The sequence below is a fragment of the Enterobacter sp. P82 genome (genome assembly GCF_037053385.1).
Taxonomy (GTDB): domain Bacteria; phylum Pseudomonadota; class Gammaproteobacteria; order Enterobacterales; family Enterobacteriaceae; genus Enterobacter.
The window spans coordinates 1,406,530-1,429,631 of record NZ_JBALHX010000001.1 but is presented as its reverse complement, the minus strand read 5'-3'; the positions used below and the strand labels follow the sequence as shown (position 1 = coordinate 1,429,631).

Here is a 23,102-nt window from a genome sequence, read left to right as displayed (position 1 = left end):
TAAACAACGGTTATCGGTTGGGCTATGTCATTTCAGATTAAATTTCATCAAATCCGGGCGTTTGTTGAAGTCGCGCGCCAGGGCAGTATTCGTGGTGCCAGCAGGGCGCTCAATCTGTCACAACCGGCGCTGACCAAATCCATCAAAGAGCTGGAAGAGGGCATGGCGGCGCAGCTTTTTGTGCGCAGGAGTAAGGGCGTGGCGTTGACCGAATGTGGTGAAGGTTTTTACCAGCGCGCCAGGCTGATTCTGGAGGAGTTACGTGCGGCGCAGGATGATATTCGCCAGCGGCAGGGGGAACTGGCCGGGCAGATCAACATCGGGATGGGGGCCAGTGTTTCACGTAGCCTCATGCCTGCCGTGATCACCCGTTTTCATGCGCAGCATCCGCAGGTCAAAGTAAGGATTATGGAAGGGCAACTGGTGTCGATGATCAATGAATTACGCCAGGGGGAGCTGGACTTTACCATCAACACCTATTATCAGGGACCTTACGATCATGAATTTACATTTGAAAAGCTGTTCGAAAAATCGTTTGCCGTATTCTGCCGGAAAGGGCATCCGGCGACAGGCGCAACCTCTATCAATGAACTTCTGCATTATAACTGGACGATGCCGACGCCACGAGGAAGTTATTATAAGCAATTAGAGGATGTGTTTAACCATCGCTCGCAAATACCGCGGATTGGTGTTGTCTGTGAAACGTTTACTTCCTGTATTAGCCTTGTCGCGCAAAGTGATTTTTTAAGTATATTACCACAGGAACTGGGCTGTGACCCGCTGCTGGCGCACCGTCTGGTCATGATCCCGGTTGTCGAGTCGCTACCAAAAGCGGCATATTATTTAATTCAGCGCCGTGATTCACGCCAGACTCCTCTTACCGAATCGTTAATAACGCAATTCAGAAGAGAAGCGAGAAAAATAGTCGTAGAGTGAACTTTATATAATAAAAAAAACAGGGTCTGCCCGACATCAGGCAGCCCCTACAGTACACACAGCAGTGCGTCCTTTCGCAGATCCTGAGTGTTATATCCATGGGGCAGGTTTATTTAGTTATAACACCTTTCCTGAAAATTGAAAGCTGGGTGAGTGATTGATTTCACGAATTTTTAACACAAATCATTTATTTTATCTTTGCTAAAATTTTAGTTAAGTATGATTTAAGTTTGTGTGGTTATTATTATCTCTATTCATCAGGTTAATATTTATACCGAACATCGCGGTATAACGGTTATTGAGGCCCCTGTCTGGCACAGGTATAGTACAGTCCTCAGATGTAGCCGGAGGATATCCATGAACCCTGACGACAAATCCTTTTTTCTTGACGCCATGGAGGATGTCCAGCCCCTGAAGCGCAGCCCGGATATTCACTGGCAGCCAAGCCGCAATACGCGGTCACGCCAGGAGATGGATACCGAACAGCTGGATAACTTCCTGACCCTGGGCTTTCTGGAGCTTCTGCCCCTTGAAGAAGCGCTGGCGTTCCAGCGCGAAGGGGTACAGCAGGGCGTTATTGATAAGCTGCGCTCGGGTAAATATGCCCGTCAGGCCAGCTTAAATCTCTTGCGTCAGCCCGCCGAACGCTGCCGCCAGATGCTGTATTCTTTTATTCGCCAGGCCGGACGTGACGGGTTACGTAACCTGATTATCATTCACGGGAAAGGACGTGAGCAGAACTCCCATCCTAATGTGGTGCGCAGCTATCTGGCGCGCTGGTTAACCGAGTTTGAGGAAGTGCAGGCTTTCTGCGTGGCGCTGCCGCATCACGGCGGCAGCGGGGCATGTTATGTATCACTGCGAAAATCCGATGAAGCGAAACAGGAAAACTGGGAGCGGCACGCCAAGCGCAGCCGCTAGCGGGCGATAGCCTCGCCCGCCATAGACTTAGAACGTTTCCCAGTTGCTGTCGGTAGAGGCGGTTGTCGTTGCCGGACGCAGCAACTGCGGTGTCTTCACATTGGCCGGGCGCGGGGCTGCGACTGTTTCTTTGCCGTTCAGGCGAAACGCCGCCACGGCCTGGCGTAGCTGTTCAGACTGATCTTCCAGTGCTGCGGCCGCCGTGGCGGACTCCTGTACCAGCGCTGCGTTTTGCTGTGTCACGCTGTCCATCTGCGAAACGGCCAGGCTCACCTGTTCGATACCACGGCTCTGTTCATCGGATGCCGATGAAATCTCGCCCATAATATCGGTCACGCGGGTAACGGCAGCGACAATCTCTTTCATGGTGGTGCCTGCTTCGCTAACCTGCTCAGAACCGGTATTCACCCGGCTGACGGAGTTTTCGATAAGCCCTTTGATCTCTTTCGCCGCCTGCGCACTGCGGCTCGCCAGCGTACGGACTTCGCCTGCGACCACCGCAAAACCACGACCCTGCTCCCCGGCGCGTGCGGCTTCCACCGCGGCGTTTAGCGCCAGAATGTTCGTCTGGAAAGCGATGCTGTCAATCACGCCGGTAATATGCGCAATTTGCTGCGAACTGTCGGCAATTTCGGTCATGGTGCGAACCACGTTATCCACCACGTGACCGCCACGGGCTGCGGTTTCAGAGGCGTTTTTCGCCAGTAGCGTAGCTTGACGAGCGTTATCGGAGTTCTGTTTAACCGTTGCGGTCAGCTCTTCCATGCTGGCGGCGGTCTCTTCGAGCGAGGCGGCCTGCTGCTCGGTGCGGGCAGAGAGATCGTTGCTTCCTGCGGCAATTTCACCTGCGCCGGTGTAGATGGAATCAGTGCTCCCACGTACGGCGCTGACGGTGGTCACCAGCGACTGCTGCATCTCCTGCAGCCCTGCGGCCAGTTGACCCATCTCATTGCGACCCGTGATGACGATATCCTGCGTCAGATCGCCCCCTGCAATGGCGCGAATATGGTTCATAATGTTGTTGAGGGGTTTTAACAGCAGATGTTGTAAACCTTGCCAGATCACCACCAGTACCGCGATAACGGCCAGCAAAATAGCCGCCAGCGTCCATTGCATCTGGGTAAAGCTGCTCTGGTTCTCTTCCGTTGCGGCCTTCAGCAGGGTGTTGTTTTCGGCACGCCAGCGGTTATAGACCGCTTCCATATCGTCCTGAGCCTGTTGAGCGTCCAGATCGCCATAGGCCTGGTAGTTATCGGCACGCAGGTACTCAATAGACAAACGCATCACTTCGTGCATCTGGTTCCAGGACTTCTGCATTTCGTCGGTTAATGCCGCATCCTGACCGTTAACCTGCGGCAGTTTCTGCCACTCTTTGTTGTAGGCCTCGGCTTTTGCCAGCGAGTCGCCTGCGGTGCCAAGCAGTTTGTTTATCGCCGCAAGGGAAGCCGGGTCACGCTGGTTTTTCAGGTAGCGGATCGCCACGCGGGTGACGGTGACGCGGGTTTTCACCAGCGTGTTCACGCTGTCGCTCAGACTTTCCTGTTGGGCATTGAGCACCCCGGAGTTCTGGAAGTTATGGCGATCGTTGCTGACAGCAGAGTAGAACAACCCTCCCGTGACAACTTGCAACAGACAGAATATGGTGAGGGCAAAGATAATACCGGTAATCACGTGCAGATTTTTCAGCATAGCGGTCGTCCGTTAGAGAAGATGCAGGGGTACTCCAATACTATCGTCGTAGAGAATTTAAACTTTAATTTAACTCGCGCTTAACCAAGGGTTCTCTCAGGGAACCTGTTGTAAATCCGGATCATTTTTCTGAGGCAGTTAAATATGAGCAACATTGATAAAAGCGGGGCGTACGCGCTCGGGACGCGGACGGTTAAACGACTGGGCTACGGTGCGATGCAGCTTGCCGGGCCGGGCGTGTTTGGCCCACCGAAGGATAAGCTGGCCGCGCTGGACGTGCTGCGTGAAGCCGTCGCGGCGGGGGTGAACCACATTGATACCAGTGATTTTTATGGTCCGCATATTACCAATCAACTGATCCGCGAAGCACTTCATCCTTACCGGGACGATCTGACTATCGTGACCAAAATCGGTGCCCGTCGCGACAGTAAAGGTGCCTGGCTGCCGGCCTTTTCCGCGCAGGAACTGACTCAGGCGGTGCATGACAACCTGCGTAATCTGCAGCTTGACGTGCTGGACGTGGTGAATTTGCGAATTATGTTCAGCACACACGGGCCTGCGGAAGGGTCGATTGCGGAACCGCTTTCCACCCTGGCAGAGTTACAACAGCAAGGGCTGGTGCGTCATATTGGTCTGAGCAATGTGACGGCCACTCAGGTTGCGGAAGCGCAGAAGATGGTGCCGGTGGTGTGCGTGCAGAACATGTACAACATTGTAAACCGGGGGGACGATGCGCTGGTGGATGGGCTGGCACAGCAGGGCATTGCGTATGTACCGTTCTTCCCACTCGGAGGTTTTACGCCACTGCAATCTTCCGGGCTGCAGGCCGTTGCTGATTCACTGGGCGCAACGGCAATGCAGGTGGCGCTGGCGTGGCTGTTGCAACGTTCCCCGAACATCTTGCTGATCCCCGGAACCTCTTCCGTGGCGCATTTGCGGCAAAACCTTGCGGCGGGGGCACTGCACCTACCGCCTGAAGCCGTTAAAACGCTAAATTCGCTGGTGGACTAAACCTGATATAAGCAAAGCCCGGAAAATTTCCGGGTTTTGTTTGCAACACCCTGAGATTTGTCTCTTTTTTCAGTGGTTATTTTTAATGTTGTCGACCATGCTCTTTGTACTGATAATGCTAAGTACAGTTGAGACGGCAATGCGCAATGTCTTTATTCCTGTCATAACAGCAGTGGCTATTTTTATTGCTGGCGTTTTTATCCTCAATATACAGCTCTGGTATTCAGCTCGGGTTGATAGCTCGTCGGGAGCCAGATACGCCGTTAACAATATCAATTCCATTCTTGATGAAGCACGGGTTGCAGCCAGAACCGCGACGGAAATTATTGCGAAGGGATGTGATGCAGATGGGCAGTATCAGCTTGGTACGGAGGCCGCTCTGCAACCCCATCTCAGAACCATCGTTATTCTCAAAAAGGGGCAACCCTGGTGTTCATCTCTGCCGGGGAATCGTATTTTATTATTAAATATTAATGATATACCTTTTTCAGAATTACTGCTCACGCCGGCGAGCGATACGGTAAATGGACGACCTGTTCTGTTATTTCAGACCCACTTTGCCACCAATCGTATTATGGTCAGCGTGAGCGATAGCCATATCCGTGACGCTCTGAGTACGCCTCTGGAGCATGTTAATTACGCACTGGTGGTGGGCGGTTACGCTCTTGATGCTTCCGGCAATTTCACCATCACTCATCGCCAGGAAACGCAGGCCGGGCAGGCCCGGTCGGGAAATTACCCCTATAGCGTCAGATATAATCTTCCTCCTCTGTTTAGCGTACAAAGGCTGATCGAACACGGGGCAGGCATCATGCTGTTTTTACTGCTGATCTCCGGTACTGCCGCTTACGTTTTGCATAAGTATCTGAACAAAAACACCCTGCCTGAAGAGTCACTTCGTACCGCAATTGCCCGGGGGGAAATCGTTCCGTTTTACCAGCCTGTGGTGAATGGCAGAGAAGGCACGTTGCGGGGCGTGGAGGTGCTGGCAAGATGGAAGCATCCGCAGGCGGGCTATATTTCTCCGGCCACATTCATTCCCATTGCTGAAAAATCGGGGCTGATTGTTCCTCTGACGCAAAGCCTGATGGCGCAGGTGACGACACAGATGAACGCGATTTCCACGAAATTACCGGAAGGGTTTCACGTCGGGTTGAATTTCAGTGCCCCCCACATTGCGATGCCGACCTTCCTGGATGAGTGCCTGAAGTACAAGGATAGTTTCGTCAGAAAAGATCTGAATCTGGTGATCGAAGTGACAGAGCGGGAACCGCTGGATATTGATGAAAACCTTGTCCAGACCCTGAATGTGCTCCATGACAAAGGGTTCGCTATTGCACTGGATGATTTTGGTACCGGCTATTCTGGACTCTCTTATCTGCATGATCTGCATATTGATTATATCAAAATTGACCATAGCTTCGTCAGCCGGGTGAACGAGCATGCGGACTCTACCCGCATCCTCGACTGTGTGCTGGATCTGGCGCGTAAACTCTCCATCAGCATTGTAGCGGAAGGCGTAGAGACGAAGGCGCAGCTAGACTACCTCAATCGCAATAACATCGTCTTTCAGCAGGGGTACTACTTTTTTAAACCGGTTCCTTTTACCGAGCTTATTCATATTTTGTTGTCGAAGCCGAAGGTGAAAGTGGTGGTGGAGTAACCTGCAGAAGCTGCAGCTGAATTAAATCCTCTCAAACTTCAATGCGTTTGGGATCGTCTGCGGAAATGACCTTGATCCTGGGGCATTATCCGTAATACTGTATTTATATACAGTATGTGGCGAGAAAGGCATTTATGAACACTCTCTTTTCTTATCATCCAAAGCAATACATTGAATTACCCCTATTTTTGGAGCGTGTTGCCTGTGGTTTCCCAAGCCCTGCGCAGGATTATGTGGAGGATCGTCTCGATCTCAACAGGCTGGCGGTCAGACACCCGAGTGCAACCTATTTCGTCAAGGTGAGCGGAGACTCGATGACTGGCGCCGGGATCGGCGACGGCGATCTGCTGGTGGTTGACCGCTCGTTAAATGCTGAACATGGCGATATCGTGGTGGCGTCGGTCGCCGGTGAATTTACCGTAAAAGAGCTGCAGACCCGTCCGGTCCTGAGACTCCTGCCGCATAATGTCCGCTATCAGCCGATCACCTTTCAGTCCGAAGAGGAGCTGCAAATCTTCGGGGTTGTTACCCACACACTCAAAACGCATAAACATGTTCGCGCTGGTTGATGTGAATAGTTTCTATGCCTCCTGCGAGAAGGTGTTCCGTCCCGATCTGGAGGGGAAGCCCATCGTGGTGGTTTCGAATAATGACGGCTGCATTATTTCACTGTCGCGGGAGGCAAAGCAGCTCGGTATAAAAATGGGTGAGCCGTATTTCAAATTCAAAGAGAAGAGCTACCCCTCCCGGGTGTACGTCTTTAGTTCGAATTATGCACTCTATGCCGACCTCAGCAGCCGGGTGATGCAAACCCTGACCGATCTTGTCCCGGCAATAGAGATCTATTCCATTGATGAAGCGTTCGTGAATGTGTCAGGTGTCAGCCACTGCATGTCGCTGGAAGCGTTTGGTCGTCAGATGCGCGCGCAGATACTTAAAAATACGGGCTTAACGGTTGGCGTCGGTATTGCCCCGACAAAAACGCTGGCGAAGCTGGCCAACTATGCGGCCAAGCGGTGGTCGAGTACCGGTGGCGTGGTGGATTTATCGGATCGCGAGCGGCAGCGCAAACTGCTGGCGAATGTACCGGTAGACGAGGTGTGGGGCGTTGGACGGCGCATCACGAAAAAACTCAATGCGATGGGGATCTCCACGGCACTGGCGCTGGCGGATGCCTCACCCTGGGTCATTCGTAAACATTTTAACGTGGTACTGGAGCGCACGGTGCGAGAGCTTCGCGGCGAACCCTGCCTTGATCTGGAAGAGTTTACTCCTACAAAGCAGCAAATTATCTGTAGCCGTTCGTTTGGACACCGGATTACGCAATACGAAGAGATGCATCAGGCCATTTGTGCCTACGCGGAACGTGCCGCAGAAAAACTACGCGGCGAGCATCAATACTGCCGCTTTATCAGCGTGTTTGTGCGCACCAGCCCTCATGCCGACAACGAAATTTTTTACGGCAATCAGGCTTCAACCATCCTGATGACGCCGACCAATGACTCACGCGATATCATCCGTGCTGCCACGGAGGCGCTGGGGCGTATATGGCTTGATGGGTATCGCTACATGAAAGCGGGGGTCATGCTGGCGGACTTTTTCAGTACGGGGGTTGCCCAGCTTAATTTGTTTGATGATAACCGTCTGCGCGCCAACAGTGCGGCACTGATGGAGATGATCGACAGCGTCAACCACTCCGGCAAAGGGAAGATATGGTTTGCCGGACAGGGGATTGAGAAATCCTGGGCGATGAAACGCGAGATGCTGTCTCCGGCATATACCACGCGATACGCGGATTTGCCGGTGGCGAGGTAGAAGGCGGCTATTTTGAGGTCTCATGCGTCGCAATCTCAGGCAGTAATTGCTCAATCACGCTGACGACACGTCGGACGCGCTGTGGAATAAAGCGGGCATCAGGGAAAACGGCATAGAGGAATCGGTCGGGTAACCGCCAGGCGGGTAAGATCGGCACCAGTGTGCCATTTTTCAATGCGCTGGCCGCAAGCGGTAGCTGCATGCCTCCGATTCCGATGCCTGACTCCAGCGCCTGTAATAGCGCGTCGCTGGTATTGGCGCGGAAAACGGTATTCACCTTCACGTCGAGGGTTTCTTCCTGAGAAAGTAGCCGCAATGGGGCATCCAGCGGGATACCACTAAATCGTACATGTGGCAGCGTCGCCAGCTCGCTGACGCTGTGCACCGCCTGAAATTTGGGGGCGGCAAACAGCGCAGTTTCAATACGCGCCAGCACGCGAGCCGCATGCGCCAGAGGAGGCTCACTGCTTAGTCGTATTGCGACATCCACCCCTTCTGCCACCAGGTCGGCAATGCGGTCATCGAGGGAAAGCATCAGGTGCAATTCTGGATGCAGGCGTTGCAGCGAAAGCAAATGTGGCAAAAAGATTTGACCCAGCCCGCTCGGCAACTGGACGTGTACTCTTCCCTGAAATTGCTGATCGACAGGATCCAGCCGCATCTCAGCTTCCCGCATGGCATCCAGCACAAGTTGCATATCGCGGCTGTAACGCTCTCCCTGTTCAGTCAACTTCATTGTTCGCGTTGTACGATGCAGCAATACGACACCAAGCTCTTGTTCAAGGGCGGCAATCTGCTGGCTGACCGCAGATTGCTTCATCCCGCTCTGGCGGGCGGCGGCAGAAAAGGAACCTGCTTTTGCAACGCTGAGAAAGGTGGAAATGGCGTTGAGTTTATTATTCATTTAATGATTTTTCTGATAAGTGCCATCGGTTTAAGGGGATATCCAATAAAAAAATAATATATGACACTGCGCCTGTCACCCTTTCTGGAGAAACCTCATGAATAATATGCCGCAACAAAACGTCGCGCTGGTCGCTGGTGCCAGCGGAATTGTGGGCAGACAGCTCGTCAAAACGCTCCTGCACAATAAATGGCAGGTGATCGGTCTCAGTCGCCATGCAGTGAACCATCCGGATGCTATTCCGATGGTGAACGTCGATTTACTGGATGCGCAGAACAGCGCAGAGGGGCTGCAACCCCTGAGTGGTATCACCCATATTTTTTACAGCGCCTGGGCGAACGCAGCTAACTGGACTGACATGGTCGAGCCGAACGTTACGATGCTGCGTCATCTGGTCAGTCATATCGAGAAAACAGCACCTCTGCAGACGGTCAGCCTGATGCAGGGATACAAAGTCTATGGTGCACATCTGGGACCGTTCAAAACCCCGGCACGTGAAAGCGATCCTGGCGTACCGGGTGCAGAATTTAACGCCGCTCAGCTCACGTGGCTCAGCGATTTTCAGCGTGGGAAAAGCTGGCACTGGAATGCCATCAGACCGGGCGTGGTGGGAAGTACCGTGCCCGGCAACACGATGAATCTGGCGCTGAGCATCGCTCTGTATGCGTCTTTGTGTAAGGCTCAGGGGCTACCTTTGCGCTTTCCAGGTACCGAGCAGACCTGGCACAGTATCGTTGATCATACCGACGCCGGGTTGCTGGCCGAGGCAACGCTGTGGGCTGCCACGACATCTGCGGCGCAGAATCAGGCTTTCAACGTGAATAACGGCGATATCTGGCGCTGGAGTGAGCTATGGCCGCGCATCGCACGCTGGTTTGAACTGGAATCTGCTCCGCCCGTGAGGTTGTCATTTCATCAGCTGTTTAAGGATTATCGTGAGGTATGGCGCGAGCTTGCCAGAGATCGGCTGGTAGAAACGGATATTTTGCAGCTGAATGACGGACATTTTGCCGATTTCGTCTTTAGCTGGAATTACGACATGTTCGGTGATGGCAGCAAGCTTCGGCGGTCTGGCTTCACGCGAATGCAGGCAACTGATGAGATGTTTTTCAACCTGTTCGCGCAGCTGAGAGCGGCACGTATTATTCCCTGACTGTAAGGGCGTCCTGGTGCAAGCCAGGACGCGGGGACACTTACTCAACTGTTAACGCATTGACGACGTCGGCGACGCTTTTAACACTACGGATATTTCCGATGCCTGTGCCAAGCGCTATATAACCTTCATCGGTGTTGTCTTCCAGCATACCCAGGCGTAAACCCCGTAATCCTCCCATCACCTTGCCCAACTCTTCGTTGCTTGCACCTGTTTTATCCATCAACGCCAGTTTTTCCGCCAGCTTGCCAGGAAGAGAACGGTAGTAATGGGGCACGGTGCGGAAAAGCAGCAAATCGAGACCGTTGGCGGCAATAATTTTATCTTTGACCCCCTGCGGCACGCGGCTTTCTTCCGTGCTGATAAAGACAGAACCGGCAAACACGCCTTCAGCGCCTAATGCATGAGCCGCTCTGGCGGTGCGGTTATCGGTAATACCCCCCGCAGCCATCACTGGAATGTGCTTCACGGCATCGGCAATCAGCGGCACGATGGAAAAAGTGCCAAGCACCGTTGCGGGCAATGTGCCCCCTTCGTCAAAACCGGTGGCGACGATAATGTCTGCTCCCAGGTCTTCTGCGAGACGAGTGTTTTCAGGTGTTGGGTTGATGTCGCGGTAGATAATGGTGATACCTGCCTCTTTTAACTCGTTAAAAAGCGCTGGAATAATGCTGCCTTCCCCATAACCCGTATACACCACGGCCCTGATACCTTCTTCTTTCACCACCTGAAGGATAGGCCCGGTCCAGATGTCATTAACGGCTGTGGGGATCAGGTTCACGCCAAAGGGTTTTTCGGTCAGCCGTTTGGTTTTTCGAATTTCCTCACGCATTTTTTCAGCGGTCTCTTTCGGCGTAGAGACCGCGGTATCGGCGGTTAAACCTGCATTTGGTCCCAGCACACCGAGCCCTCCGGCATTGCTGACTGCGGCGACTAATCGTGCATCAGTGAGCCAGGATAAAGGCCCCTGAATAACAGGTTTTTCGATACCCAGGATCTGACAGATACGGTTATTTTTCATAGCAGACTCTCCCTCACGTTTGAATGGGGGAGAGTGTAGGGCTCAATATTGTTAGGAAAAATAGCCAAAAAGATTCATCACTGTTATAAAATTCATAACAATAACTTTATCCTGCTTGCGGCAAAAACATCCTTTATGCAAATAAACCTCTTTGAATCTATTAGGATTTTTATTGAAATTATCGAGTCAGGGAGTCTTACCCAGGCGGCGGAGAATCTGCAAATCCATCGTCCGGCAGTCACCAAAGCATTACAGCTTCTGGAGCAACACAGCGGCACACGTTTACTGCAACGAACAACGCGTCGTATCAGTCTGACACCTGATGGGGAAGCGTTTTACCGTCAGAGTAAACCTCTGCTGGTGCAGGCGGATGAATTACTGGAGTCGTTTGGCAGTGGCCGGGCAATACACGGTCAGTTACGTGTGGATATGCCCATCTCTTTTGCGGCGTTGCGGGTGATACCTAATCTGCCTGATTTTTATCGCCAGCATCCTGAAATCGATATTATCCTGAGCAGTTCTGACCGTCGTCGGGATATGCTACGAGAGGGCCTGGACTGTGTGCTACGGGTGGGAGAACTCGACGATGGTGACTATATCGCGCGTAAAATCGGGAATATTAAGATTACGACTTGCGCCAGCCCGGCCTGGCTTGCGAAAAACGGCACGCCTGCAACGCTGGATGATTTACGCGAACATCAGGCGATCAACTGGGTTAACAACAACAACAGACAAATTTATCCGTGGACTTTTACAACGCCAGAAGGGACTGCTGAGATTAAACTTCCCGGAAAACTTGTGGTGGATAACTCCGAAGCCTACATTGCGGCAGGTCTGGCCGGACTGGGATTAATGCAGGGGATGAATCTCTTTCTGCAGCCTTACATTGACCGCGGTCTTCTGGTCGAAGTCTTGCCAGACTACCGATCTCCGGACCGAAAATTGTCACTTCTCTATCCACACCGTCACCTCTCCCGAAAAGTGCGGGTATTTACCGAGTGGCTGGAGAGTCTGGTGTGAAAACAGCCAGTTCGTGACACAAGGCGCCAATCTGTTCCACGGCATTCAGCAGGCGGGGCGTTGGTTCGTTTGCGCAGTTTAGCCGCAGAAAGTGCGTTAATTCTGCGCCAGGGGAAAACAGCGGGCCAGGGCTGACGCCTATGCCCAGCGCCAGCGCACGTCGATGCACCTCCAGCGCGTTGATCTGCTGAGGGAGCTCTACCCACAACAGGAAACCGGCAGTGGGCACGTTAACACGTGTACCCGGTGGGAAACTCGTCTCGACCCGCGCAACGACGGCGTCTATTCCCTCTGCGATCCGGCGCTTTAACCGCCGCAGATGACGATCGTAGTCGCCACTTGCGAGGATCTCGCTCGTTGCGGCCTCCAGCATTGGCGCACCTGCCCACTCTCCGGCCATACGCGTCTGCAATACCTGCGCGTGGTAGCGCCCGGCGGCAATCCAGCCGATTCGCCAGCCTGGCGCAAGCGTTTTAGACAGTGAACTGCAGTAAATCACGTTTCCGCTCTGGTCGAAGGCTTTGCAGGCCGGAGGGCGTTGCCCTTCACCAACGAGGTCACCATAGACATCGTCCTCAATTAAAGGGATCTCTGCCTGCTCAAGCAGAGCAACAAGCTCTTGCTTGCGTGCAACGGGCATACTGGCACCCAAAGGGTTTTGCACGGTGGGTGAGGCCAAAACGGCAGCGGGGCGGTGGCAGCGAATGGCGTCAGCCAGCGGTTCCAGTAACAGGCCTTCAACGGGATCGGTGGGGATCGCTAAGGCTTTCAGGCCTAAATCTTCCAGCAGCAGGAGTGTACCAAAGTAGGCAGGCTGCTCAATCGCTACGACATCACCTGGCTGGCACACTGCCTGAAGGGCAAGGCGCAGCGCCTGCGTTGCACCCGCGGTGATGATGAGATCATCCGCACCGAAACGAGCCCCCCATTGCGCAGAACGCGCGGCAATCTTACTTCGTAAATCACGCCTTCCCGGAGGCAGGCTATAGCTTTGTCCGTGTGCGTCCAGACGGCGGACGGCAGAGTGCAACGCCCGTTGCAGCATATCGCCGGGTAGCCATGCGGGGTCAGGCAGGGCTGCGCCCAACGGTATCAGACGGGCTTCTGCACTGCTGAACAGCGAGCGGGCCACGGCGGACATTGTCACAGGGACCGGGCCTGGTACGGAGTGCGAAGGTTCCGCACGCGGAGTGATGCTGGTCTGGCAGATGAAGTAGCCCGAACGCGGACGCGCCACAATCAGCCCCTCAGCTTCAAGGCAACGAAGGGCTTCCAGCGCCGTCGGAAGGCTAACGTGTTCGCGTTCGGCCAGTTTACGCGCGGAGATCATCCGGTCGCCTACACGCAACGCACCTGAAGTCAGTGTTAGACGGAGCATCTCAGCTATTCGGCGGTAATGTGGGGACGACGGAGATGGGGCAGACATGGGCATCTGTTCAGGCTGATTTTCGATAAAACTGACTATACAGCCAATGATGCGCGCCATCTATAGTGTCCGACATGTTCAGGACAAGGAGGCATTATGCAGAGCAATAATTTCAACATCTCTACTTATTTCAAACGCATAAACTACACCGGACCGGTGGCTGCCGATACGGCCACGTTACATGCGCTTATGCGTCATCAGCTCTTTTCAGTTCCCTTTGAAAATCTGGACGTGCAGGCGGGCAAAATTGTCTCGCTGGCACCAGACGATATTGCCGATAAGGTGTTAACGCAGGGGCGCGGCGGTTACTGCTATGAGGTGAACGGGCTTTTTGCCATGGCGCTGGAGGCGGTAGGTATTCCTTACCGTTTCGTGGCGGCACGCCCGATGTTCTACCCTGCGCGACGACCGAAAACCCACATGGCGCTCATCGCTGAGGTAGATAGTCGACAGTGGCTTTGCGATCTCGGGTTCGGCAGCTACGGCATCCGTGCACCGATGGCGCTGGACACGCTTGATGTCGATATCACCCAGGATTTCGACACGTTTCGGCTTAGCCGCAGTGCAGAGGGCGAATATCTGCTTCAGGCAAAAGTGGAGGGGGAATGGGCCCGTCAATACGGCTTTGATCTCACGCCTCAGGAATGGATTGATTTCGTTCCGGCCAACTACCTTAACTCCACGCATCCGGATGCCATCTTTGTTCAGAAGCTGGTGGTGGTACAGCATCGCCCGGAAGGACGTGAGATTTTACTGGGTGATGTGCTGAAGACGATCACTACGGATGGGGTTGAAATACAGCAACTGGCGGAGGGAGAAATCTCCCGTATGCTGAAAGACCGTTTTGCGTTGACAACGGCGTAAAACAGAAGGGGCGGACTGCTGTCACTCTGCCCCGTGAATCGCCCATACAGTTGGTATGGGCGGTGCGAGCTTATTTCTTCTTATTCATCATCGCTTTTAAATCGGCAAACGGGTTAAACGTGGCGACGCCCACGTCTTTTTGCGCGTCTTCCCCTGCCACCACGGTGGTACCGTACTGATCCGCTTCGGTGTATTTCGAGTGTTCATGGTCATGGCAAAACAGGCACAACAGTTCCCAGTTGCTGCCATCTTCCGGGTTGTTGGTATGATCGTGATCGATATGGTGAACCGTGAGTTCACGCAGATTGGAATAAACAAACTCTCGCGAGCAGCGTCCACACACCCATGGATAGATTTTTAATGCTTTTTCGCGATAGCCGCTTTCCAGCCGCGCGTAGTTTTTAGGGATCAAAGCCATTGCCGGTTTTACCTGCCATGAAAAGAGTGGGGGATATTATATCCCATTATGGAGCGTAATGACGAACCCCTCAATTCAGTCAATTTATTTGAATCATTCCGTTAAATAAACGGCATTTATTCTCACCGGGTAATGCGTAAAGTAGGTGAGATGCAAAGTCCCATCAGGATAAATCGTTATGAAAAAGATCGGGTTTCTGTCGTTTGGTCACTGGACACCTTCACCGCAGTCCGGCACGCGTTCAGCAGCGGATACATTGCTTCAGTCCATTGATTTGGCCGTGGCGGCCGAAGAGCTGGGTGCAGACGGCGCGTATTTCCGTGTGCACCACTTTGCCCGGCAGCTGAGCTCCCCGTTCCCCCTGCTGGCCGCAATAGGTGCCAAAACGAAAACCATTGAAATCGGTACTGGCGTTATTGATATGCGCTATGAAAACCCGATGTACATGGCAGAGGATGCCGGAGCCGCGGATCTGATCTCAGGGGGGCGTTTGCAGCTGGGTATCAGCCGGGGTTCCCCGGAGCAGGTTATTGATGGCTGGCGTCATTTTGGCTATGTCCCGCAGGAAGGGGAAAACGAATCTGATATGGCACGCCGCCATACCGAGGTACTGCTCGAGGTATTGCGTGGAGAAGGTTTTGCAAAACCGAATCCACAACCTATGTTCCCGAACCCGCCGGGGTTGCTGCGCCTTGAACCTTATTCCGCCGGTTTGCGCGAGCGTATCTGGTGGGGCGCAGGTTCGAATGCGACGGCAGTGTGGGCGGCAAAACTGGGAATGAACCTGCAAAGTTCTACCTTAAAAGACGATGAAACCGGTGAGCCGTTCCATATTCAGCAGGCAAAACAGATCCGCGCTTACCGTCAGGCGTGGGCGGAAGCGGGGCATACGCGTCAGCCACGAGTCTCGGTGAGCCGCAGTATTTTTGCGCTGATGGACGATCGCGATCGGATGTACTTCGGCTCCAGCCGGAGCGACAGCGATAGCGTCGGTTATCTTGATGAGAAAACGCGTGCGATCTTCGGACGCAGCTATGCCGCAGAGCCTGACAAGCTGATTGAACAGTTGAAAAAGGACGAGGCGATTGCCGAAGCCGATACGTTATTATTGACCGTGCCGAATCAACTTGGTGTGGATTACAATGCGCATGTGATTGAGTCCATTCTCAAACATGTCGCACCGGCAATGGGCTGGCGCGAGTAGCCATTCTGTAATCAGCCGTGAGATCGTAATGGAAAACCTGGCCCTCTGGTATCGACGTTTTGGCGAGCCAGATTCTGTTCTGCAGCCGGAAACAGCGCCATTGGGCGAGCTTGCACCGGGTCATCTTCGTGTGCAAATGCTGTTTTCCCCGGTGAACGCGTCCGATCTTATCCCCATTACCGGGGCCTATCGACACCGGACGCCGCTACCGGCGGTGGCGGGGTATGAAGGCGTCGGGATTGTGACTCAGGCGCCAGCCCCTTTCACGGGGCTGGTGGGCAAGCGCGTCTTACCATTACGGGGGCAGGGAACCTGGCAGCGCTATGTTGATTGCCCGGCTGAGTATGTTATCCCGGTTCCGGACAATATCGACTCACACCTGGCCGCACGGGCCTATATCAATCCGCTGGCGGCGCAGATGATGCTCGCTCACTATCCATCACAGGGAAAGCGGGTGTTGCTCACGGCTGCCGGTTCTGACTGTGCCATTCTGCTCGGGCAGTGGGCGCGTCAGAGGGGAGCGCAAGCGGTATACGGTATTCACCGTTCGCCTGTACATGCTGAAAGGCTGGATGCGATGGGGATCATTCCCGTCGCGCAACAGGATACGAAGAGAATCGGCGCTATCGCTGCGTGTGCCGATGTTGTTTACGATGCGACCGGAGGAGCGCTTGCGGAAGCTATTCTCAACGTGATGCCCGAGCAGGGCATGTTTGTTTGCTACGGACTGCTCTCCGGGCAAACCTTCCGTCAGCAGCGCCCCATGCCGCGCGTGGCATGGTTTCATATTCGTAACTATCTCGATGCGCTCAGTGTGGAGGCGTGGCATGCCGAATTCGAACGCATCTGGCCTCAGTTGCGTGATAGCCAGTACAGCCATGCCACGGTGTACCCTCTGACGGAATGGCAGAGGGCGCTAAGTGCGTACCGTGAAGGTGGCAGAACCGGCAAGCCTATCCTGTCGATGATGGCGTGACCGCTATTGATGGCTCATATCGCTCAGCAGCACGGCAATACTTTGCCCACCAGCCGTCTGTTCCAGGCCAATCTTCACAATGATGGTCAGCGGAACGGAAAGCAGCATCCCAACCGGACCGAGCAGCCAGCCCCAGAAAATAAGGGACAAAAAGACCACCAGTGTGGACAACCCCAGTCCGCGCCCCATCATCCGTGGCTCAAGAATGTTGCCGAACACCAGATTAATCGCCAGGTAGCCGGCCAGCAGGATCAACGCGTCATAGAACCCGCTGAAAACCAGCATCTGAAGAATAGGGGGGATCGCTGCCAGCACGGAGCCGATGTTAGGGATGTAGTTAAGCGCGAAAGCCAGCAGTCCCCAGACAAATGCAAAGCGGACATCCAGCGCCATGAGCATTCCCCAGACCACCCCTCCTGTGACCAGGCTAATGGCCGTTTTCAACACCAGATAGCGGGAAACGCTGTCCAGTGCGCGTTGAATCGCCCCCATGCCTTCAACCGGACGAACCATGATCTGCTGCAGCTTTGTGGGAAGCTGCGGCACCTCAAGTAACATGAACACCACCGTTAAGAACAGCAGGAAAATAGAAGTCATGGCATTGGAGAGTTGCGCCAGCAGGCTGGTGACAAGCGTCATGGCCGCATTGGGGTCGATATATTTCAGGAGTTCCTCAACCGAGACTTCTATGCCTGCACGCTGCAGCCAGGGTTCAATCTGCAGGAGCGGTATCGCCAGTGACGAACGGTATTTCGGCAATGTTCGCGCCAGTTCATTGAGCGAGGTCCCCAGGTAAGCGACGAGCAGGACCATCGCAAAAATAATGATGCTGATAAGCAGGGTGATCGCCAGCACGCGCGGGATGCGTAACCGTGTCATGCGCTGCACCAGCGGGTTAAGGATCACCGCAATAAACAGCGCCAGAATAAAGGGGACAATGATGTCGGCGGCAAAACGAACGCCTGTCAGAATGATCACCAGCATACCCAGCATGATGACAATTTTTAACCCGTTCAGGGTAATGATGGGTTTAGCCATGGTGACTCCGGAATAATCTTTTTATTTATAATAAATGTGAAATCCGTTGAAATAAACTAACCAAAATCAAACGAGGTGGGTAAAGAATTGCAAAGACTTTGAGTAAAATCCTGGCTTATGATACAAATCAGGCGTGTTTAACTACCGAGGACAATTTTGATCCGCAAAGACGAGAAGCAACCCCGCGGATAATTGTAATTTTATGGACAATTTGTTCAGGACGTACTTTTCAAACAATGCTGTTGTATTTTCCTCTTCCTTCTGCCTGCTTTCTGGTGAGCAACACTGGCGCACCGCACTATAGTCACATCTTCTGCCTGAGCTGGCGCTACGCGCTTAGCTATCTGATTTAATTTCATATTTTTTGGTTTGCTGCTCGCGGTGGACCACGATGGATTATATTCTCAAGCAGGAGAAAAACATGTTTTACTGGATTTTATTAGCTCTGGCTATTGTCGCTGAAATTACCGGCACGTTGTCTATGAAATGGGCAAGTGTCAGCGATGGCAACACCGGTTTTATTTTAATGCTGGTGATGATTTCACTTTCCTATATTTTCCTCTCATTTGCAGTGAAAAAAATTGCGCTGGGTGTGGCCTATGCCCTGTGGGAGGGGATCGGTATTTTGCTGATTACACTGTTCAGCGTCATGATATTTGACGAAACGCTCTCCACGATGAAGGTTGCCGGGTTAACGACGCTGGTCGCGGGTATTGTGCTGATTAAATCGGGTACCCGTAAACCGACAAAACAGCAGAAGGAGCAGAACCATGCAACAGTTTGAATGGGTTCATGCGGCCTGGTTGGGTTTAGCCATCGTGCTGGAAATTCTGGCTAACGTCCTGCTGAAATTCTCCGATGGTTTTCGCCGTAAAGTGTACGGACTGATGTCGATTGCGGCGGTTCTGGGGGCATTCAGTGCCCTGTCCCAGGCGGTAAAAGGTATCGACCTTTCTGTTGCCTATGCGCTGTGGGGAGGGTTTGGTATCGCCGCCACGCTGGCAGCAGGCTGGGTGCTCTTCGGTCAGCGTTTAAATAACAAAGGCTGGGTAGGATTGATATTACTGCTTGCTGGTATGATCATGATAAAACTCGCCTGATATACTGACAGCCATTATTTACAGGCAGCGAAATTCGTTGCCTGTAGTACTCTTAGAAAAGCATAACATTGAAGAGGATGGCTGATGTATCGCACATTGAGCTGGCGCAATATTCCTACTGCGAGAACATTGTTTGCCATGGTCTTCATCGCGGGGATCGGCTTAATCATTTCCATTGTCGCACTGCTCTATTTATCCCTGCACCTTATCAGTACGAAAACCAATGAAATTGACGAACACCGTTCGGCACTTTCCGTGCAGGGGGCCATTCAGACATCCGTCAACCGAGTCTCCTCTCTGGTCCTGGATAACGCCGTCTGGGACGATGCGGTACACGAGACGTACCGTCCAACACTGGATCCCAACTGGCTGTATAACACCTGGGGCGCTGGCTTTAAAATTAACAACCTCTATGACGGTACTTTCGTGCTTGATGAACACTTCAATGTCATCTGGGGATCGTTTCAAAGCCAACCGTTCAAAGAGACGAACCTTGATTTTTTTGGCAAAGGCTTCAAAGGGCTTATTAACCAGTACGGACAAGCACTGCCCGGTGATAAAAATATCTATGCGGGGATCACCCGAACGCGTAACGGCATTGCATTTGTTGGGATAGGGCTGATTCGCCCGATGATTGGAGATTTACAGGTTACCGATGGAACACGCCGCTATCTGGTGATTACGCGTCACCTGAACGCGAAAATATTATCCGATCTGGGGGCGACCTTTCAGATTGATAACCTCAACTTTACCCCTGAAAAAATCAATAATCTGAGTATGCCCCTGCACAGTTCAGCAGGCGAGTTACTGGGATACCTGAACTGGCAGGCACGTCTTCCGGGAGCACAAGCCGCCCGGGCAGCATCGTCTGATATTACACAGATTGTGGTGCTGGCATCGGCGTTGATCCTGCTCTTCATTCTGGTGAGCAGTGTTGGGCTGTACAAACTTGCACGCGGAGAAAATCAGGCGCGTCTGGTCGCGAGAACGGACTGGTTAAGCCATCTGCCGAACCGACGTGCGCTGATCGAAGACCTGGATCGCGTGAGTTTACGCGGCGATATTGACGTCAAAAGCGTGGTGTTTATCGATCTGGATGGCTTTAAGGATGTCAATGATATCTACGGCCATAGCGTGGGTGACGATCTCATCGTAGTGATAGCGAAAACACTGAATGAACGCGTCCCACCGGGAGGGATGCTGGCACGCATGGGCGGCGATGAATTTGCCATGACCATCGGCGGTGATGGCGCGGAAGCGCAGGCTACTGCGTTTGCCCGTTCGGTGCTGGATTTTCTCAACATCCCGATTCGGCTGGGAGAGCGCACAATCCATATCGGCGCCAGTATAGGTATTGCCAGCGGCACCCTGATCGAATGCACCAGTACTGAGCTGTTTCGCCGTGCGGATATTGCCATGTATCACGCCAAAATGAGTGGAAAAGGGCGCATCACCCACTACGACGCGGCGCTGAACAGTGCCCGTGAACGAAAGCTGGCGATTGAGAATCAGATTAGAAGCGGCCTGGAGCGCGATGAGTTTGAGGTCTGGTACCAGCCAATTATTGACGCTCACAGCCAGAAAATGAGCAGTGTCGAAGCGCTGGTTCGCTGGCCGCGTCGACCGGGCGGGCCACTTGGCCCGGACACCTTTATCACCATTGCAGAGACCAGTGGTTTGATTTACAAACTGGGCCAGTTTGTCTTGCAGCGGGCCTGTCAGGATCTGGAGCCATTCAGTGAGTTAAAACTCTCTGTGAATATCTCTCCTGCACAATTTCGCGATCCCGAATTTGAAGACAAAGTGGCCAGTGTGCTGGAGACCACGCGTTTCCCGGCCAACAGATTGCAGCTTGAAGTAACAGAGACCTATGTGCTGGAAAACCCGGAGCGTGCCCGCATGGCAATAGCCAATCTTAAAGCGCTTGGAACCGCGGTGGCTTTGGATGATTTTGGCACAGGCTATTCCAGTATTGGGTATTTACGGCGTTTTAACTTCGACACCATTAAGATTGATAAATCACTGGCCGGGCTGGTGGGCAACGATGAACAGGCGGCAGCGCTGGTCAGCGGCACAGTGCGGATCGCCAATGCGCTGGGCATGGCGGTGGTGGCGGAAGGGGTGGAAACCGAGAAACAAATGAAACTGCTACGGCTGGCTGGCTGCGATCAACTGCAGGGTTTTTGGTTCAGCCAGCCGATGCCAATTGAATCAATCAGAGAATTACATCAGATCAGGCAGTGCTGATTTACTGTTGCGCCAGCGCTTCCAGCTTGTCGCGAAAACCGGTAACAGACAACGCCCGGTTATCTGCGCGCCAGCGATCTTTCGCCGCAGGCGCGGAACTCTGGACGCCAATCAATTGCCAGCCGTTATCCGTTTTCAGCATTAACGGCGAACCACTGTCACCCGGCAATGTATCGCACTGATGCGAGAGCACGCTGGTTTGTGCCCAGCCCGTCACAACACAGTCGGTGTGAGTGTAAAGCGCATCCAGATGATCAACAGGGTAGCCTGACTGCGTCACCTTGCGGTCGGCAGCTTTCAGGGCGGCGGTGAGTGCGGCTTTATCTCCGTCAAATAACGGCAGCGGCGTAATACCTGAAGGCGGGTAGCGCAAAATGATCAGGCCAAAATCCCATGAGGCGGCTGCCGGTGGCACTATCCAGCCATCACCATCGGGTTTCAGGCGTTTGCCGAGAGAAGGGTCAACCCGGCCTTCGATGCCGTGGATCTCATAGCGCCATATTCCTTTTTGCGACACAAACCGCAAGGCAACCGCTTTGTCTGGCTTACCGTTTGGCGGTGTCAACAGACAGTGACCGGCCGTCAGGGCAAGCTGTGGGGTGATCAACGTCGCGGTACACAAGTTACCGCTGGCGGTTTCCAGTTGCCCTATCGCATCCCAGGGAGACTGGGTCGGGTCGGTGACGCGAGTCCGGTCATCATGACCGAAAAAAAGCGTTTTTAGATCTTTCGCGCTAATGGTGTCATCACCGCCATCATCCGCATGTGAAAATCCAGAAAAAAGACCAAACGTTCCCAGTAACAACACAACAGATTTACGCATATCACACTCTGGTGGGGGTAATTATGATTATTAAAAGTGAACCCTATGAAAATACTATAGACGGGACAGCGCTAAAGTGGGAGTAAAATCAGCGTGCTACAATCAGGAAAGATAAAAATGGCTTGCGATGAGCGCGCATAAAATAAGCAGGATCAGGATCAGCTCAAACCGATAGCGTCGCAGCATACGCCCTCCGGATAAAAAAACGGCGCGGAACCTGTTCCGGTTCAGCGCCGGTTTACCAACGTGCCCCGAAGGGCACGATTAAGCTTGTACTCTTACGCAGCTGGCTGTGCAGCTGGTTTAGCAGCTTCGTGTTTTACTGCTTTTTTGTGGTGCTTTTTAGCGGCCTGAGCTTTCTGCTCTACAGCTGGTTTGGTCGCTTTTTTGTGGTGCTTTTTAGCAGCCTGCGCTTTCTGCTCTACAGCTGGTTTGGTCGCTTTTTTGTGGTGCTTTTTAGCGGCCTGCGCTTTCTGCTCTACAGCCGGTTTAGCGGCTTTTTTGTGGTGCTTTTTGGCAGCCTGAGCTTTTTGCTCGGTTGGTGCTGCGGTTGCTGGTGCAGCGGCTTCTTTTTTCACTGCTGCTTTATGATGTTTCTTATGGTGAACCGCTTTTGCTGGAGCAGCAGTAGTGGTTGCAGCTGGAGCGGCAGCCGGTGCAGCGGTTGCAGTAGTTTCAGCGGCAAACGCAGCAGAAGACAGACCCATAGCAGCGGCAACAACCAGAGCTAACACTTTATTCATTCTCATACCCTCGAATTTGGTTTTTCATTTAACCCCACTGCGGGGCCGTTGAAATAACTATATCCCTGTAAATTCGAGGTTTCCGTGAGTGATTGGTATCGCTGTGTAACGGAATGTACAAAGCGGGGAT

22 protein-coding genes and 1 pseudogene are annotated in these 23,102 nt (G+C 53.2%); 15 read left to right on the top strand and 8 right to left on the bottom strand.

Annotated features, from left to right (window positions below):
* Positions 1–24 precede the first annotated feature (24 nt).
* Positions 25–936, top strand: a complete 912-nt coding sequence (locus WB237_RS06635; RefSeq protein ID WP_336211720.1) for a LysR family transcriptional regulator — start codon at positions 25–27, stop codon at positions 934–936.
* A 357-nt stretch (positions 937–1,293) separates the two neighbouring features.
* Positions 1,294–1,857, top strand: coding sequence for a DNA endonuclease SmrA (smrA, locus tag WB237_RS06630; RefSeq protein ID WP_114977429.1), 564 nt, complete (start codon positions 1,294–1,296; stop codon positions 1,855–1,857).
* A gap of 27 nt (positions 1,858–1,884) precedes the next feature.
* On the opposite strand, the gene tcp is transcribed toward smrA, so the two are convergent.
* Positions 1,885–3,546, bottom strand: coding sequence for a methyl-accepting chemotaxis citrate transducer (gene tcp / locus WB237_RS06625; RefSeq protein WP_336211716.1), 1,662 nt, complete (start codon positions 3,544–3,546; stop codon positions 1,885–1,887).
* A gap of 144 nt (positions 3,547–3,690) precedes the next feature.
* On the opposite strand from tcp, the gene WB237_RS06620 reads away from it, so the two are divergent.
* The 4 genes from WB237_RS06620 (at position 3,691) to umuC (ending at position 8,035) form a co-directional block, all read left to right on the top strand.
* Complete coding sequence (locus WB237_RS06620; RefSeq protein ID WP_336211713.1) at positions 3,691–4,557, top strand: aldo/keto reductase family oxidoreductase; 867 nt, start codon at positions 3,691–3,693, stop codon at positions 4,555–4,557.
* Positions 4,558–4,696: 139 nt separating this feature from the next.
* Complete coding sequence (locus WB237_RS06615; protein ID WP_336211709.1) at positions 4,697–6,220, top strand: EAL domain-containing protein; 1,524 nt, start codon at positions 4,697–4,699, stop codon at positions 6,218–6,220.
* Between the two features lie 134 nt (positions 6,221–6,354).
* Positions 6,355–6,789 (top strand): translesion error-prone DNA polymerase V autoproteolytic subunit, encoded by a 435-nt coding sequence (gene umuD / locus WB237_RS06610; RefSeq protein ID WP_049008114.1) that lies wholly within the window; start codon positions 6,355–6,357, stop codon positions 6,787–6,789.
* Positions 6,773–8,035, top strand: a complete 1,263-nt coding sequence (umuC, locus tag WB237_RS06605) for a translesion error-prone DNA polymerase V subunit UmuC (protein WP_336211705.1) — start codon at positions 6,773–6,775, stop codon at positions 8,033–8,035. The genes umuD and umuC overlap by 17 nt, the downstream gene beginning before the upstream one ends.
* 7 nt (positions 8,036–8,042) lie before the next feature.
* On the opposite strand, the gene WB237_RS06600 is transcribed toward umuC, so the two are convergent.
* Positions 8,043–8,939: a LysR family transcriptional regulator gene (locus WB237_RS06600; protein WP_336211703.1), complete on the bottom strand. Its 897-nt coding sequence runs from the start codon at positions 8,937–8,939 to the stop codon at positions 8,043–8,045.
* 97 nt (positions 8,940–9,036) lie between these two features.
* Here WB237_RS06600 and WB237_RS06595 point away from each other — a divergent pair, with 97 nt between their 5' ends.
* A complete protein-coding gene (locus tag WB237_RS06595; protein WP_336211699.1) occupies positions 9,037–10,092 on the top strand; it encodes an SDR family oxidoreductase in 1,056 nt (351 codons plus the stop codon).
* Between the two features lie 40 nt (positions 10,093–10,132).
* On the opposite strand, the gene WB237_RS06590 is transcribed toward WB237_RS06595, so the two are convergent.
* Complete coding sequence (locus WB237_RS06590; protein WP_336211697.1) at positions 10,133–11,113, bottom strand: NAD(P)H-dependent flavin oxidoreductase; 981 nt, start codon at positions 11,111–11,113, stop codon at positions 10,133–10,135.
* Between the two features lie 135 nt (positions 11,114–11,248).
* On the opposite strand from WB237_RS06590, the gene WB237_RS06585 reads away from it, so the two are divergent.
* The gene (locus WB237_RS06585) at positions 11,249–12,133 is read left to right on the top strand and encodes a LysR family transcriptional regulator (protein WP_336211694.1); all 885 of its coding nucleotides are present in this window, start codon (positions 11,249–11,251) and stop codon (positions 12,131–12,133) included.
* Here WB237_RS06585 and WB237_RS06580 read toward each other — a convergent pair.
* On the bottom strand, positions 12,105–13,619 hold the full coding sequence (locus tag WB237_RS06580; protein WP_336211691.1) for an aminotransferase-like domain-containing protein: 1,515 nt from the start codon (positions 13,617–13,619) through the stop codon (positions 12,105–12,107). The genes WB237_RS06585 and WB237_RS06580 overlap by 29 nt on opposite strands.
* A 36-nt stretch (positions 13,620–13,655) precedes the next feature.
* Here WB237_RS06580 and WB237_RS06575 point away from each other — a divergent pair, with 36 nt between their 5' ends.
* Positions 13,656–14,423: an arylamine N-acetyltransferase family protein gene (locus tag WB237_RS06575; protein ID WP_336211689.1), complete on the top strand. Its 768-nt coding sequence runs from the start codon at positions 13,656–13,658 to the stop codon at positions 14,421–14,423.
* A 70-nt stretch (positions 14,424–14,493) separates the two neighbouring features.
* On the opposite strand, the gene yajD is transcribed toward WB237_RS06575, so the two are convergent.
* A complete protein-coding gene (gene yajD, locus WB237_RS06570; RefSeq protein WP_006808895.1) occupies positions 14,494–14,841 on the bottom strand; it encodes an HNH nuclease YajD in 348 nt (115 codons plus the stop codon).
* A gap of 178 nt (positions 14,842–15,019) precedes the next feature.
* Between yajD and WB237_RS06565 the strand changes: the two genes are divergently transcribed.
* Entirely contained in the window at positions 15,020–16,045 is a 1,026-nt protein-coding gene (locus WB237_RS06565; protein WP_129995960.1) for an LLM class flavin-dependent oxidoreductase, read from the top strand.
* 28 nt (positions 16,046–16,073) lie between these two features.
* Entirely contained in the window at positions 16,074–17,021 is a 948-nt protein-coding gene (locus WB237_RS06560) for a zinc-dependent alcohol dehydrogenase family protein (RefSeq protein WP_336211685.1), read from the top strand.
* A 3-nt stretch (positions 17,022–17,024) separates the two neighbouring features.
* Here WB237_RS06560 and WB237_RS06555 read toward each other — a convergent pair whose 3' ends face one another.
* Complete coding sequence (locus WB237_RS06555; protein WP_114977417.1) at positions 17,025–18,059, bottom strand: AI-2E family transporter; 1,035 nt, start codon at positions 18,057–18,059, stop codon at positions 17,025–17,027.
* Positions 18,060–18,192: 133 nt separating this feature from the next.
* On the opposite strand from WB237_RS06555, the pseudogene WB237_RS23030 reads away from it, so the two are divergent.
* The 4 genes and pseudogenes from WB237_RS23030 (at position 18,193) to WB237_RS06540 (ending at position 21,406) form a co-directional block, all read left to right on the top strand.
* Positions 18,193–18,363: pseudogene (locus WB237_RS23030) on the top strand (protein YdgV).
* A gap of 117 nt (positions 18,364–18,480) precedes the next feature.
* The gene (mdtJ, locus tag WB237_RS06550; RefSeq protein WP_114977416.1) at positions 18,481–18,843 is read left to right on the top strand and encodes a multidrug/spermidine efflux SMR transporter subunit MdtJ; all 363 of its coding nucleotides are present in this window, start codon (positions 18,481–18,483) and stop codon (positions 18,841–18,843) included.
* Positions 18,830–19,159 carry a multidrug/spermidine efflux SMR transporter subunit MdtI gene (mdtI, locus tag WB237_RS06545; RefSeq protein ID WP_114977415.1) on the top strand — a complete coding sequence of 110 codons (330 nt, stop codon included), beginning with the start codon at positions 18,830–18,832 and terminating at the stop codon, positions 19,157–19,159. The genes mdtJ and mdtI overlap by 14 nt, the downstream gene beginning before the upstream one ends.
* Positions 19,160–19,243: 84 nt before the next feature.
* Positions 19,244–21,406, top strand: a complete 2,163-nt coding sequence (locus WB237_RS06540) for a bifunctional diguanylate cyclase/phosphodiesterase (RefSeq protein ID WP_336211681.1) — start codon at positions 19,244–19,246, stop codon at positions 21,404–21,406.
* 1 nt (position 21,407) lies between these two features.
* On the opposite strand, the gene WB237_RS06535 is transcribed toward WB237_RS06540, so the two are convergent.
* Both WB237_RS06535 and asr read right to left on the bottom strand, forming a co-directional pair.
* Entirely contained in the window at positions 21,408–22,229 is an 822-nt protein-coding gene (locus WB237_RS06535; RefSeq protein ID WP_336211679.1) for a trypsin-like serine peptidase, read from the bottom strand.
* A 278-nt stretch (positions 22,230–22,507) separates the two neighbouring features.
* Positions 22,508–22,972: an acid resistance repetitive basic protein Asr gene (asr, locus tag WB237_RS06530; RefSeq protein ID WP_336211677.1), complete on the bottom strand. Its 465-nt coding sequence runs from the start codon at positions 22,970–22,972 to the stop codon at positions 22,508–22,510.
* Positions 22,973–23,102 lie beyond the last annotated feature (130 nt).

What these genes read in the sequence shown, in the direction of transcription:
- WB237_RS06615 (WP_336211709.1), top strand. Translation starts at nt 4,697, where the DNA reads ATGCGCAATGTCTTTATTCCTGTCATAACAGCAGTGGCTATTTTTATT.
- mdtJ (WP_114977416.1), top strand. Translation starts at nt 18,481, where the DNA reads ATGTTTTACTGGATTTTATTAGCTCTGGCTATTGTCGCTGAAATTACC.
- WB237_RS06620 (WP_336211713.1), top strand. Translation starts at nt 3,691, where the DNA reads ATGAGCAACATTGATAAAAGCGGGGCGTACGCGCTCGGGACGCGGACG.
- WB237_RS06540 (WP_336211681.1), top strand. Translation starts at nt 19,244, where the DNA reads ATGTATCGCACATTGAGCTGGCGCAATATTCCTACTGCGAGAACATTG.
- WB237_RS06560 (WP_336211685.1), top strand. Translation starts at nt 16,074, where the DNA reads ATGGAAAACCTGGCCCTCTGGTATCGACGTTTTGGCGAGCCAGATTCT.
- tcp (WP_336211716.1), bottom strand. Translation starts at nt 3,546, where the DNA reads ATGCTGAAAAATCTGCACGTGATTACCGGTATTATCTTTGCCCTCACC.
- WB237_RS06590 (WP_336211697.1), bottom strand. Translation starts at nt 11,113, where the DNA reads ATGAAAAATAACCGTATCTGTCAGATCCTGGGTATCGAAAAACCTGTT.
- asr (WP_336211677.1), bottom strand. Translation starts at nt 22,972, where the DNA reads ATGAATAAAGTGTTAGCTCTGGTTGTTGCCGCTGCTATGGGTCTGTCT.
- yajD (WP_006808895.1), bottom strand. Translation starts at nt 14,841, where the DNA reads ATGGCTTTGATCCCTAAAAACTACGCGCGGCTGGAAAGCGGCTATCGC.
- WB237_RS06635 (WP_336211720.1), top strand. Translation starts at nt 25, where the DNA reads ATGTCATTTCAGATTAAATTTCATCAAATCCGGGCGTTTGTTGAAGTC.
- mdtI (WP_114977415.1), top strand. Translation starts at nt 18,830, where the DNA reads ATGCAACAGTTTGAATGGGTTCATGCGGCCTGGTTGGGTTTAGCCATC.
- WB237_RS06580 (WP_336211691.1), bottom strand. Translation starts at nt 13,619, where the DNA reads ATGGCGCGCATCATTGGCTGTATAGTCAGTTTTATCGAAAATCAGCCT.
- WB237_RS06600 (WP_336211703.1), bottom strand. Translation starts at nt 8,939, where the DNA reads ATGAATAATAAACTCAACGCCATTTCCACCTTTCTCAGCGTTGCAAAA.
- WB237_RS06585 (WP_336211694.1), top strand. Translation starts at nt 11,249, where the DNA reads ATGCAAATAAACCTCTTTGAATCTATTAGGATTTTTATTGAAATTATC.
- WB237_RS06575 (WP_336211689.1), top strand. Translation starts at nt 13,656, where the DNA reads ATGCAGAGCAATAATTTCAACATCTCTACTTATTTCAAACGCATAAAC.
- smrA (WP_114977429.1), top strand. Translation starts at nt 1,294, where the DNA reads ATGAACCCTGACGACAAATCCTTTTTTCTTGACGCCATGGAGGATGTC.
- umuD (WP_049008114.1), top strand. Translation starts at nt 6,355, where the DNA reads ATGAACACTCTCTTTTCTTATCATCCAAAGCAATACATTGAATTACCC.
- WB237_RS06535 (WP_336211679.1), bottom strand. Translation starts at nt 22,229, where the DNA reads ATGCGTAAATCTGTTGTGTTGTTACTGGGAACGTTTGGTCTTTTTTCT.
- WB237_RS06555 (WP_114977417.1), bottom strand. Translation starts at nt 18,059, where the DNA reads ATGGCTAAACCCATCATTACCCTGAACGGGTTAAAAATTGTCATCATG.
- umuC (WP_336211705.1), top strand. Translation starts at nt 6,773, where the DNA reads ATGTTCGCGCTGGTTGATGTGAATAGTTTCTATGCCTCCTGCGAGAAG.
- WB237_RS06595 (WP_336211699.1), top strand. Translation starts at nt 9,037, where the DNA reads ATGAATAATATGCCGCAACAAAACGTCGCGCTGGTCGCTGGTGCCAGC.
- WB237_RS06565 (WP_129995960.1), top strand. Translation starts at nt 15,020, where the DNA reads ATGAAAAAGATCGGGTTTCTGTCGTTTGGTCACTGGACACCTTCACCG.